This window comes from Roseateles sp., from assembly GCF_965262435.1.
In the GTDB taxonomy this organism is placed as follows: domain Bacteria; phylum Pseudomonadota; class Gammaproteobacteria; order Burkholderiales; family Burkholderiaceae_C; genus Paucibacter_A.
This window is the reverse complement of record NZ_OZ253537.1, coordinates 1,309,452-1,321,889: the sequence shown is the minus strand read 5'-3', so window position 1 is coordinate 1,321,889 and position 12,438 is coordinate 1,309,452. Positions and strand designations below refer to the sequence as shown.

Annotated in this window: 9 protein-coding genes; 4 read left to right on the top strand and 5 right to left on the bottom strand. The window is 68.9% G+C overall.

The annotated features are described in order from the left end of the window. Positions 1-12 precede the first annotated feature (12 nt). From holA to ACQY39_RS05700, 3 genes are all read left to right on the top strand, one after another. Positions 13-1,083, top strand: a complete 1,071-nt coding sequence (gene holA / locus ACQY39_RS05710; protein WP_428504233.1) for a DNA polymerase III subunit delta — start codon at positions 13-15, stop codon at positions 1,081-1,083. A 238-nt stretch (positions 1,084-1,321) separates the two neighbouring features. Continuing rightward, positions 1,322-1,924, top strand: coding sequence for a methylamine utilization protein (locus tag ACQY39_RS05705; RefSeq protein ID WP_428504231.1), 603 nt, complete (start codon positions 1,322-1,324; stop codon positions 1,922-1,924). 9 nt (positions 1,925-1,933) lie between these two features. Then, complete coding sequence (locus ACQY39_RS05700) at positions 1,934-4,372, top strand: putative bifunctional diguanylate cyclase/phosphodiesterase (RefSeq protein WP_428504229.1); 2,439 nt, start codon at positions 1,934-1,936, stop codon at positions 4,370-4,372. Between the two features lie 13 nt (positions 4,373-4,385). Here ACQY39_RS05700 and ACQY39_RS05695 read toward each other — a convergent pair whose 3' ends face one another. The 5 genes from ACQY39_RS05695 to thiL are packed head-to-tail and all read right to left on the bottom strand — an operon-like array spanning position 4,386 to position 10,205. Continuing rightward, positions 4,386-7,187: an ATP-binding protein gene (locus tag ACQY39_RS05695; protein WP_428504227.1), complete on the bottom strand. Its 2,802-nt coding sequence runs from the start codon at positions 7,185-7,187 to the stop codon at positions 4,386-4,388. A gap of 18 nt (positions 7,188-7,205) precedes the next feature. Next, positions 7,206-8,147, bottom strand: coding sequence for a 2-hydroxyacid dehydrogenase (locus tag ACQY39_RS05690; RefSeq protein ID WP_428504225.1), 942 nt, complete (start codon positions 8,145-8,147; stop codon positions 7,206-7,208). Further along, positions 8,144-8,644, bottom strand: a complete 501-nt coding sequence (locus ACQY39_RS05685; RefSeq protein WP_263516413.1) for a CinA family protein — start codon at positions 8,642-8,644, stop codon at positions 8,144-8,146. The genes ACQY39_RS05690 and ACQY39_RS05685 overlap by 4 nt, the downstream gene beginning before the upstream one ends. 29 nt (positions 8,645-8,673) lie before the next feature. Further along, positions 8,674-9,228: a phosphatidylglycerophosphatase A family protein gene (locus ACQY39_RS05680; protein ID WP_428504223.1), complete on the bottom strand. Its 555-nt coding sequence runs from the start codon at positions 9,226-9,228 to the stop codon at positions 8,674-8,676. Continuing rightward, positions 9,225-10,205, bottom strand: a complete 981-nt coding sequence (thiL, locus tag ACQY39_RS05675) for a thiamine-phosphate kinase (protein ID WP_428504221.1) — start codon at positions 10,203-10,205, stop codon at positions 9,225-9,227. Before thiL ends, ACQY39_RS05680 begins: the two co-directional genes overlap by 4 nt. Before the next feature lie 210 nt (positions 10,206-10,415). Here thiL and ACQY39_RS05670 point away from each other — a divergent pair, with 210 nt between their 5' ends. Further along, the gene (locus ACQY39_RS05670) at positions 10,416-12,437 is read left to right on the top strand and encodes a putative bifunctional diguanylate cyclase/phosphodiesterase (protein ID WP_428504219.1); all 2,022 of its coding nucleotides are present in this window, start codon (positions 10,416-10,418) and stop codon (positions 12,435-12,437) included. Position 12,438 lies beyond the last annotated feature (1 nt).

Here is a 12,438-nt window from a genome sequence, read left to right as displayed (position 1 = left end):
GGCGCTTTAGGCATGCAGCTGCGCTCCGACGCCCTCAAGCCCCAGCTCGCGAAAGCGCTGCGGCCCATCTACACCGTCTACGGTGACGAGCCCCTGCTCGCCCAGGAAGCGGCCGACGCCATCCGCGCCGCTGCGCGCGCCCAGGGCTATGGCGAGCGCAAGGTCTTCACCGTCGCTGGCGCCTACTTTGACTGGGGCCCGGTACTCGGTGCAGCCCAGGCCATGAGCCTGTTTGCCGAGCGCCAGCTGATCGAGATCCGCATCCCCAATGGCAAGCCGGGCAAGGATGGCTCCGAGGCATTGCAGCGTTACTGCGAGCGCCTACCCGAAGATGTGGTGACCCTGGTCACCCTGCCCAAGTTGGACAAGACGCAGATGAACAGCGCCTGGTTCCAAGCCCTGGACGGCGCCGGCGTCTGCGTGCGCGTCGATCCGGTCGAGCGCCGCGCCCTGCCGCAATGGATCGCCCAGCGCTTGGTCCAGCAAGGCCAGCGCGTCGAGGATGGCGAGGCCGGCCAACGCACCCTGGCCTTTTTTGCGGACCGGGTCGAGGGCAATCTGCTCGCCGCCCACCAGGAATTGCAAAAGCTCGCCTTGCTGCACCCGCCCGGCCTGCTGAGCTTTGAGCAGATCGAGGCCGCCGTGCTCAACGTCGCACGCTACGACGTCTTCAAGCTCAGCGAGGCGGTGCTGGGCGGCCAGGTCGCCCGCGTGCTGCGCATGCTGGAAGGCCTGGAGGCCGAGGGTGAGGCCGCCGTGCTGGTGCACTGGAGCCTGGCCGAGGACATTCGAGCCCTCAAGCGCGTGCGCGACGCGGTCGACGCCGGCAAGCCTCTGCCCATGGCCATGCGCGAGGCGCGCGTCTGGGGCCCCAAGGAGCGCTTGTTCGAGCGCATCGTGCCGGGCCTGCACAGCGGCGACCTGAGCCGCCTGGTGGCGGCTGCGCAAATTTGCGACGGTCTGGTCAAAGGCCTGCGCCACCCCGACTGGCCGCTGGAGCCCTGGGCCGGCCTGCGCCGCCTGGCCCTGATGCTGGTGGAGACCACGGCCACGCGCGCTCCGCGCCTGGCGCTGCGAGGCTGAGTTCTCACGCCTCGTCCGCCAGTCCGGCCGCGAGCACAGCGCAAAGTTTCAAGTCCGGTGCCCTCGGAGCCGATACAGTGACTGAGCGGCGCATCCGGCGCGGCTTGCCCCTGCTCTGTCGCAGGGCGCCCCACCGCCTGCACCTTGCACAGAGAAACCCGCCAGCATGAATGCAATGCGTTTGCGAGACGACGCCGGCACTGGCCCGGCAGGCAAGACGAAATCCAGTGCGCGGACTGTGAGCGCACGCCTTATGGCCTTGGCCATGGCGCTGCCGCTGGCCCTGGCGCCACCGGACCCGGCCCAGGCGGCGAGCTGGACCCTCCGGGTGCAGAACGCTGCCGGCCAGCCCCTGGCCGATGCGGTGATCGCCGTCGAAGTTAAAGGGCAGACAGGTCAGGCGCCCGCAGGCACCCTGGCCCAGATGGAGCAACGCTCGCGCCAGTTCTTGCCCGCGATCTTGATCGTGCAGACCGGCACGGCCGTCAACTTCCCGAACTTCGACACGGTGCGTCACCATGTCTACTCCTTCTCCGCGACCAAGAAGTTCGACCTCAAGCTCTACACCGGCACCCCGACCGCGCCAGTGCTCTTCGACAAAGCCGGCGTGGCCGCCCTGGGCTGCAATATCCATGACGATATGAGCGCACACATCATCGTGGTCGACACGCCGCATTTCGCCAAGTCCGACGCCCAAGGCTTGCTGCGCCTGGAGTTGCCAGCCGGCGAGCATGTGCTCAAGGCCTGGCACCCGAAGCTGGGCAGTCCGCTGCTGAGCAGCTTTGCCCTGCGCCTGGTGGCCGGCAGCGAGCCGGCACCGGTGCAGTTGCCGGTGCGCTGATCCCTCATCATGAAACGACCCGCCTTTCTCAATCTGCGTCGGCTCGAGGGCCGCATCGTCGCGCTCTTTCTGGCCTTGCTGGTGCTGGTGCAGCTGACCAGTTGGCTGATCACCTATGCCAACATCCGCCGCAGCACCGAGGTGGCGGTAGAAGCCGAGTTGAAGACCGGCCAGCGCATGCTCGCGCACCTGCTCGGACAGGGCGCGCTGCAGCAGATGGCCGTGCTGCGCCAGTTGGAGAACAACCATGGCATCCGCAGCGTGCTGGCCGAGGCCTCGGGCATGGCGCCGGCCGAGTTTGCCGAGACCTTGTTCAGCGCCCTCGACTCCAAGAACAACCATCTGGTCGACGCCAGCGTGATCGCCTACGTGGCGGCCGACTTCCACCTGGTCACCGCCACCCGGCCCCAGGCGGAGGCCTTTGCCGCCCTGCTGCCGGCGCTGATCCAAGCCAAGGAGGGCGAAGACGCCGGCAACACCCAGACCACCGGCCGCGCCAGCCTGGCGCTGATCGGCGGGCGCGCCTACCAGCTGGTCTTCGTGCCCGTGAAGGCAGCCGGCCTGGGCGGCTGGCTGCTGATGGCCGTGGACCTGCAGGCCGAGCCCTTGCGCGAGCTGCAGACCCTGTCCGGCCTGAGCAGCACCTTCCTGCTGCGCCAGGGCCAACAGGCTTGGGCGCCGCTGGGCAGCGTGCTGGACCAGAAAGCCGCCGCCGCCGTGGCTGGCCAGGTGCAGGTGGGTGAGCCAGCCTTCGCCCTGCAGCTGGGCGAGGAAGAAATGCGCGGGCTCTATGTGCCGCTGCTGCGCTCGGGCGAACAGCAACTGTCGGTGCTGCTGCTGCGCTCCTTCGACCAGGCCTTTGAGTCCTACCGCACCCTGCGCCAGACCCAGGGCTCGCTGACCGTGCTGGGCATCCTGGTTTTCGCCTTGGGCAGCGTGCTGACGGCGCGCCGCATCAGCCGGCCGATCAAGACCCTGGCCGACTCGGCCGAACGCCTGGGCGCCGGAGACTACGACACGCCGGTGGCGCAAGACGGCAGCGCCGACGAGGTGGGCGACCTGGCACGCGCCTTCGAGGCCATGCGTCAGGGCATCCAGGAGCGCGACGCCAGCCTCAATGAACTCGCCTTCAAGGACCAACTGACCGGCCTGCCCAACCGCGCCGGCTTTGTGCAGCAGCTGGAGCAATGGCTCAGCGGTCATGCCGAGCAGCCCTGTGCGGTGCTGACCCTGGGCCTGGACCGCTTCAAGCATGTCAACGACGTGCAGGGCCATGACTTCGGCGACCTGCTCTTGCACAAGGTGGCCCGGCGCCTGCAGGAGCTGCTGCCCTCGACCGAGGACAGCCTGGCCCGCTTGAGCGGCGACGAGTTCGCCGTGCTGCTCAGCGACGCCGACGAAGCTTCGGCCCTGGCCCTGGCCGACGCCATCCACCGCGATTTCGAGCGCCCCCTGCGCCTCAATGACCAGACGGTGGACCTGAGCGCCGGCATCGGCATGGCACTCTCGCCAGCCCATGGTCGGGACGCCAAGCTGCTGCTGAGCCGCGCCGCCCTCGCCATGTTCGAGGCCAAGAAGCGGCAAAGCGGCAGCGTGCTCTACAGCGCCAGCTTGGACGCCGGCAGCCAGGAGTCCTTGTCCCTGCTGAGTGAGCTGCGCCACGCCGTGGAAGCCGGCGAGCTGCGCCTCTTCCTGCAGCCCAAGGTCGACCTTCAAAGCGGCCGCATCATCAGCGCCGAAGCCCTGGTGCGCTGGCAGCACCCGCAGCGCGGCCTGGTGCCGCCCATGCTCTTCATCCCCTTTGCCGAGCAGACCGGCTTCATCCGCACGCTGACGCGCTGGGTCATCGAGGCCTCCGCCGCCGCCTGGGCGCAGGCGCATGCCCAAGGCCTGGCCTTGCGCATCAGCGTCAATCTGTCGACCCGCGACCTGCTCGACCAGGACCTGCCCGACAAGATCCAGACCTTGCTCGACGCCCATGGCGCGCGCAGCGACGCCCTGTGCCTGGAGATCACCGAGAGCGCCATCATGGACGACCCGCAGCGCGCTCTGCACACCTTGGAGCAGTTGCACGCCCGCGGCTTCAAGCTGTCCATCGATGACTTCGGCACCGGCTACTCCTCGCTGGCCTACCTGAAGCGCCTGCCGGTCCATGAGCTGAAGATCGACAAGAGCTTCGTCATGGCCATGGAGTCCGATCTGGGTGACGCCAAGATCGTGCGCTCGACCGTCGAGCTGGCCCACAACTTGGGCCTCAGTGTGGTGGCCGAGGGCGTCGAAACGGCCAAGGCCTGGCGCCTGCTGAGCGCGCTCGGATGCGATGAAGGTCAGGGTTACTTCATTGCCAAGCCCATGCCGCATGAGCAGTTCATCGCCTGGCTGCAGGCCTGGCGGGCGCCGGATCTGAGCGGCAGCGCCGCCGACACCATGCTGGACCAGCTCGGCTGAATGGCAGCGCCGATCAAGGCGCCCGGCGCGGCAGCTCGATCAGAAAACGGCTGCCCTGGCCGGGCGTGCTGCTGACGCTGATGCGGCCGCCCAGCAGGGTGCTGACGATGTTGTGGGCAATGCTCAGGCCCAGACCGCTGCCGCCCCGGCCGAACTTGGTGGTGAAGAAGGGCTCGAAGATGCGCGCGCAGACCTCGGCCGCCATGCCCGCGCCATTGTCCTGAACCCAGAGCTGGACGCGTTCCCCGTCCAGGGCCTGTCCGCCGATCTCGACCTGGCCGCCGGCGCGGCCCTCGAAGGCATGGGCCATGGCGTTGTTGACCAGGATGATCAGCACCTGCCCGAGCGGGCCGGGGAAGCTGTCGATGCTCAGCTCGGGCACCAGCGTCAGCCGGGCTTCCAGACCGGCCTGGCGCAGTTGCAAGGCCAGGGTCTGCAGGCATTGTTCGCCCAGCTCGCGCAGGCTGAACTCGCGCCGCTGTTCCGAGCTGCGGTCCACCGCCACCTGCTTGAAGCTGCTGACCAGCGAGGCCGCCGTCTGCATGCTGCGGTTGATGACCTCCAGGCCGTCGCGCGTGCGGCCGGCGTACTGCATCCAATCCGAACGCTTCAGCACACGCTGCTCCACCTGCTGGGAAAACTCCTCGGTGGCGCCGAGCAAGGTGCTGGCGATCAGCAGGCTGTTGCCGATCGGCGTGTTCAACTCATGGGCCACACCGGCCACCATGGCGCCCAGCGCGGCCAGCTTCTCCTGGGCCATCAGCTGACGCTGCAACTCGCTGACGCGTAAATAGGCATCGGCGTTGTCCAGGGCGATGGCAATGTAGGAGCACAGAGTGCGGAAGATCACCTGCTGGCGCTCGCCATAGGCCTCGGCGCGCGGCGACTGGATGGTCATCACGCCGATCGCCCGCTCGCCCACCACCAAGGGTGCGAACAGCAGGCTTTTCAGCTCGCTGGTGCCCGGCACCTGTTCGCCGACGCTCTCGCCGGGCGGCTGATTCATCAGGTACTCGCGCCGCTCGCGCAAGCAGCGTACCGTCAGCGAGCGCTCCGAGCTCATGGCGATCGGCGGGTCGATGAAGGGCTGGCCGTCCTCCATGCCGAAGGCACAGTAGAGCTGCGCGCCCCCTTCATCGAGCACATAGACCGACATGCAAGGGGCATCCAGCAAGGCATGGATATGGCGCTCCATGACATGGAAGACGCGGTCGGCCTCCAGCTCGTTGGTGATCTCCTGGCCGATGCTGCCCAGACGCTGCAGCACCTCGTGCGAATCGCGCAGCAGCTGGAAACGTGCCGCCTCGGATTCGGCCAGGCGGCGCAGATGCTCGCTCTCGGCGCGCGCGCGCTCGATCTGATGGTGCACCTGCAAGGCGCTGGAGCGGCGCGAGGTCTCCTCGCTGAAGCTGCGCTGGCGAAGCTCATTGGCCCGCTGGGCCCAGTGGTAGGCCTGCTCGAACCCGCCCTGGGCTGCGCTGGCCTTGGCGGCTGCGTCGAGCAGGCGCACCTGAGGCGTGTAGGCCTCAAGGCTGCCGGCGCGCTGCAGGGCGCGCTCGTACCAGACCAGGGCGGTACCGGCCTCGCTGGGGCGCTGCAAGGCCAGGTCCTCGGCCTGCTGGATTTCGGCGCGGGCCCAGAGCAGGTCTACTTCCTTGTCAGGCTCCTGCTGCTGCCTGGCCATGGCCAGGCCGAGCTCGGCCTGGCGGCGCGCGGCGGGCAGGTCGCCCAGCAGCAGGGCAGCGCGGGCCAGGCCCAGCCGGACGTCGGTGAGCAGGTCGTGCGAGCCTGAAGCTTCGGCCAGGGGCTGCAGCTGGGCGAAGGCGGCTTGAGCGGCGACACCCTGCCTGGAATCGAGTTCGGTGCGGCCCAGATAGGACAGGGCCAAGGCGCGCGTGCGCGCCTCGGGCGGCAAGGCCAGCAACTGCAGGCATTCCTGCAGCAACTCACGCGCATCGCCAAGTTGACCCAGGCGACGCAGGGCCTCGCCGGTGTGAGCCAGGCAGAGCGCGATCAGGTTCGGCCAGCGCGAGGCGCGCGCCAGATCCAGGCCGCGACGCAGCCATTCCATGGCCGTCTGGAAGTCGCTCATCTTGGTGTAGGTGTGCCCAAGATTGGTGGCCAGGGTGATGGCGCGGCGGATCTGCCCGGTGTGCAAGGACAGCTCGAAGGCCTTGGAATGGGCCTGGATGGAGGCCAGGTAGTGCCCACCCATGGCCGCCAGCAGACCGCGGAAATCTTCCAGTGCCGCGCCCTCCATGAGGGGCATGTCGGCGCTGTCGCGCGGCAGGCGCGCCGCCCACTCGCGCTCGGCCGCGACCGGGTCGCTGAACACCTCGGCCCGGGCCAGATTGGCCTCCAACAAGGCCAGGCGATGCGGGTCACGCACCTGGCGTGCGCAAGCGATGGCACGCTTGAGCTCATCCTTGAGCCCGGCAGCATCACCACGGTCGGCCGCCAAGTAATGGCGCAGCCAATGCAGATCGGCCAGGCCGCTGCCATCAGCCAGGCCAGCGAAGACCTGGCCGGCCTGCTTCATGTGCAGCTGCGCCTCGTCCAACTCGGCGAACAGCAGATGGGCTTCGGCGCGCAGCAGACTGAGCCGGCCGCGCACCGCCATGCGCTGCGGCTCGCGCCAGTCACTGGCGCTGATCAGCCCTTCGACATCCTGGGCCAGCTCGAGGGCGCGCAAGGTGTCGCGCTGGCGCAGAGCCCAGGCCAGAAGCAGGCGCTCGGGCAGGGTGTCGAGGACCGCGCCCTGCGCCAAGCTCTGCTCCAGGGCAGACACACTGGAATCGGTGGCGAAGAACTCCATGGTGACCGCCGTCTCGCCTCAGTAGCCCTGGCCGCGATCGACGCGGTGCATCAGTGGCTGACCGGCCCGCAGCGCCGCCAGATTGGCCCGCACCTGGGGCACGGCCGTGCGCGGGTCGGTCTGCGCCGCGCAATGCGGCAGCACCGTCACGCGCGGATGGCGCCAGAACGCATGCTCGGGCGGCAGCGGTTCCTGCTGGAACACATCGAGCACGGCATGACGCAGCTGGCCGCGGTCCAGGGCCGCCAGCAGCGCCGCCTCGTCGACATGAGCACCGCGCGCCAGATTCACCAGGCAGGCCCCGGGCCGAATCTGTGCCAGGCGGGCCGTGTCGAAGAATCCGCGTGTTTGCGGCGTCAGCGGCAAGAGGTTGATGACGATTTCGGCCGCGGCCAGGGCCGGCGCCAGACCGGCCTCCCCTTGCCACAAGCGTACGCCGTCCAGCTCGCTCGGCCGCCGGCTCCAGCCATGCACGGCGAAGCCCAGGCCGGCCAGGGTCTGGGCCGTGCGCCCACCCAGCTCGCCCAGGCCCAAGACCAGCACCGCGCATTCGGCCGCTCGGCGCTGCGGCGGTGCCTGCCAGAGCGCCTCGCGCTGCTGCGCCTGCAGCTCGAAAAACTGCCGGTGCAGAGACAACACCGCCCACAGCGCCGTGTGCACCATGGCCTCGTTCATGGCCGGGTCCACCATGCGCGCCACGGGCACTTCAGGCGGCAGGGTCGGGTCTTGCAGCAGGCGATCGACGCCGGCCCAGAGCGACTGGATCAGGCGCAGATTCGGCAGCCCGCTCAAGGCGCCCGGCTCGGGGTTGGCCACCACGGCCACCTCGACCGCGGCGGCTGCCGCCGCATCGCGCGGCGGCTGCAGCAGCCACTGTTCCTCGGGCATGGCCTCGTGCAAGAGCCGCGCCCAGCGCTCGCCCTCGGCGGCCGACCAGCGCCCGCTCAGCAGCACGGTCATTGATCCTTGTCCTCCAGCGCCTCGCACAAGGCCATCAGGCCGGCGCGCAAGGTGGCGATGCGCACGGCATGGCGGTCGCCTGCGAAATGCTCGCGCCAGACGCGGGTGACGCTGCGGCCGTGAACCAAGGCCAGCCAGACCGTGCCGACCGGCTTGTCCGTGCTGCCGCCGGTAGGCCCGGCGATGCCGGTCACGGCCAGCGCCCAGTCGATCGGCGCATGGGCCAGCAGGCCGTGCGCCATGTGCAGAGCCACCTCGCCGCTGACCGAACCATGCAGGCCGATCAAGGCCGCCGGCACCCCGAGCAACTCGGTCTTCGATTCATTGCTGTAGCTGACCACGCCGCGCTCGAACCACTGGCTGGAGCCCGACAGGCTGGTGCAGGCGGCGGCGATCAAGCCGCCGGTACAGGACTCGGCCGTGCCCAGGCGCTCACGGCGCTGGATCAGGGCGACGGCAATGCGGTCGATCAGCTCTTGCTCTTCGGGAAACAGCATGGGGCACCTCCGACAAGTTCAGGCCAAATTCACGCCATGAGCGCGCGCCACAGCGCAATCACCACAAGGGTACATCCGGCCGCGACGAAATCATCAAACATGATGCCGAAACCCTGGGCCCAGCCGACCGGTTTGCCACGTTCGCCCTTGAAGAGCTGGTCGGCCCAGCGCACCGGCCCCGGCTTGGCGGCGTCGAAGTAGCGGAACAGCGCAAAAGCCACGGCCTGGCCCCAGAAGCCGGCCGGCATGACCAGCCAGAGCACCAGCCAGAAGGCCAGCACCTCATCCCAGACGATGGCGCCGGGGTCAGGTGTTGCCAGGTGACGTGCGGTCATCGTGCAGGCCCACCAGCCGACCAGGGTGCCACCGGCCAGCAGCCAGGCCCAGCTGCGGTCCGTCATCCAGGGGTTGAGGGCCAGAAAAGACAACCAAGCCCAGAGCGTGCCGACCGTGCCCGGCGCCATGGGCGAGAGGCCGCTGCCGAAACCCAGGGCGATCCAATGCGCCGGATGCGGAAACATGAAGCGGGCCGTGGCGCGGCGCGACACCAAGGGCGCCGAGGTGGGGGGTGAGGCGTCGCTCATGGAGATTTGAAATGGTCAAAACTGTTGAACTGCAAGGCCAGCGCCTGACCGGCGCCGTCCTGCAGGCGCAGGCCCGGTTCGGCCTCGATGCTGCCGATGCGCTGTACCGGCGTGCCGCTGGCCGCCGCGGCCGCCGCGACCGCCGCGCGCCCGGCCGCATCACCCGGCGCGCTGAAGACCAGCTCGTAGTCGTCGCCCCCGGCCAGGCCGCATTCGCGCTGCAGGGCCAGGTCTTGCGCCGCCAGCACGGCGCTGCGTGGCAGGGCATCGACATCAAGCCGTGCGCCCACGCCCGAGGCCTTGAGGATGTGGCCCAGGTCACCGAGCAAGCCGTCCGAAACATCGATGGCACTGTGCGCCAGGCCGCGCAAGGCCAGGCCCAGCTGAACACGCGGCTGCGGGCATTCCATGGCCCGGCGCACCTGCTCGAAATCCTGGCCGCTGGCCAGGCTCGCCGTGCCGCGAAAGACTTCGAGCGCCAGGCGCGCATCGCCCAAGGTCTGGCCCGAAACATAGATGTCGTCGCCGACCCGCGCGCCACTGCGCAGCAAGGCCTGACCCCGCGGCACTTCGCCCATCACCGTGATGCAAATATTCAGAGGCCCGGCGGTCGTGTCGCCACCGACCAGGGCGATGCCATGGGCTTGCGCCAGCGCGAACAAGCCCTGGGCGAAGCCGCTCAGAAAGGTTTCATCCACCCGCGGCAGGCTCAGCGCCAAGGTGAAGGCGCGCGGCGTGGCGCCGCAAGCGGCCAGATCGCTGAGGTTGACCGCCAAGGCCTTGTGCCCCAGACGCTCCGGCGCCACCGTGGACAGGAAATGCCGGCCCTCGACCAGCATGTCGGAGGACACCAGCCACTGCATGCCCGGCGTCGGGTTGATGACGGCGCAGTCATCGCCAATGCCCACGGGTACGGCTTCGGCCGCGGGGTGGCTTTGGCTCTTGAAATAGCGCTGGATCAGATCGAATTCGCCCATGGGGGGAGATTGTGTCAGCGCGCCGGACCACCGGCACTCCAGAGGCGAGATTCATGCGGGGCAGCGTGCCCAAGCCTCAAGCCCGTGACTGCTCGGACGATAAGACCTTCAGGAGTCGGGTTGATGGGCGTCCCGCCCCAAGCTGTCCCTTTCGATGGACTCCCTTTGATGCGCGCAATCGAGACCGAAACGCGTGGAAGCCCAGACGCGATGCCTGTGAGCGAGGCCGGCGCTGGCCCTGCCGCCGACCTGCCGCTGCAGCTGCTGCTGCGCTTTGCCGATGCCGCCTTCGAACAGCGCTTCATCCAGCACTACGTCGCTTTCTACTTTCGTTATGCCCAGCTGAGCCTGCTGCTGGGTGCGCTGCTGATCACGGGCGACTACCTCGTCGACCGCTTCGCCCACCTCCACGGGCCGGCCAATCTGCTGCGCCTGACGCTGGCCGTGCCGGTGCTGCTGCTGGGCCTGGGTTTTTCGCTGCTGCCCAAGGCGCGCCAGCATTGGCAGCCGGTGATGGCCAGCTTCATCGTCACGGTGGCCTTATGCCTGATGCTGATCCTGCTGCGCATCGATCAGGAAGGCGGCGCCGGGCTCAAGAGCTGGGTCGGCGTGCTGAACTTCACCTTTCTGGAGTTCTACTGCTTTGTGATCCTGGGCGTGCAGTTCCGCCATGCCCTGGCTTCGGGCGCGCTGATCATGGCGGCCTTTCTCTACGCGCTGTGGTGGCATGCGGGCCTGTCCGCCCAGGAGGCCGGCTACTGGTCGTATCACGTGCTCACGGTCTTCATCCTCGCGGCCGGCATCGGCTGGTGGCGCGAGTACCTGCTGCGCAAGGAGTTCATGGCGCGCGCCGCCCTGGACGACTCGCTGCGCGCGGCCGAGCAGCGGGCCCTGCGCCTGGCCCACTATGACGAGGTCACAGGCTTGCCCAACCGTCGCCTGTTTGCCGAGCTGGCCGCGCCTGCGCTGGAACGTGCGCGGCGCAGCGCCGCCGGCTGCGCCGTGCTGCATGTCGAGATCGACCGCTTCGGCGGCGTCCATGAGCTCTACGGCCATGGCCAGGGCGAGCTGGTGCTGGCCACCATCGCCCGGCGCTTGCGCGCCTGCCTGCGTGGCAGCAGCGAGCTTGCGGCGGCCCCGGTGATGGACCATGAGCCGAGCCTGCTGGCGCGGCTGGGCGACCAGGCTTTCGCCATCCTGATCCCCGATCTCGAGGGTCAGGAGCGCGCCTCGGCGATCGCGCAAAGACTGCTCGCGGCGGTCGCGCAGCCGGTGGCGCTCGACCGCCAGGCGCTGCGCTTGTCGGCCAGCATCGGCATCGCGATGTTTCCCGGCGACGCCGCGGACCTGATCCATCTGAGCCGCTGCTCGGAACAGACGGCACGTGTCGCCGCGGAGGCCGGCGGCGCGCGGCACAAGTTCTTCGACGAGGCGCTCAATGCCCGCGCCAGGAAACGTGTGCAGCTGGAGGCCGAGCTGCGCCAGGCCCTGCAGGCGGGGCAGCTGCGTTTGCACTACCAGCCCAAGGTGGACGCGCGCAGCGCCGCCCTGGTTGGCGCCGAGGCCTTGCTGCGCTGGCAGCACCCGGAGCGCGGCCTGCTGCTGCCCGGCGATTTCATCGCTTTGGCGGAAGAAAGCGGCCTGATCGCGCCGCTGACCGACTGGGTGCTGCACACCGCCTGCCAGAGCCTGCGCCGCTGGTCGGACCAGGGGCTGCCCGCCTTGCCGCTGTCGGTGAACCTGCCGGCTTCGAGCCTGGCCGATGCCGGCCTGCCCGAGCAGCTCGAGGGCTTGGTGCGGCAGTACCAGCTTCGTCCTGCCAGCCTGAAGCTCGAACTGACCGAAACCATGGTCTTGCGCGATGTGGGCACCGCGGTCGGCGTGCTGGACCGCCTGCGCGCCTTGGGCTTTGGCCTGTCGCTGGACGACTTCGGGACCGGCTACTCCTCGCTGAGCCACCTCAAGCGCCTGCCCATGAGCGAGCTGAAAATCGACCGCGCCTTCATCACCGACGTGGCCCGAGGCGGCCGCGACGCCGCCCTGGCCTCGGCCATCATCACCTTAAGAAACGAGCTCGGTCTGCAGGTGGTGGCCGAAGGCGTGGAGACCGCGGAACAGTCAGATTTCCTGATCGGCCGGGGCTGCCCTCTGCAGCAAGGCTATCTGTTCTCCAGGCCCGTGCCACGGGCGGACTCCGAACGCATGCTGCAGTCGGGAACGACCCGACACTAGC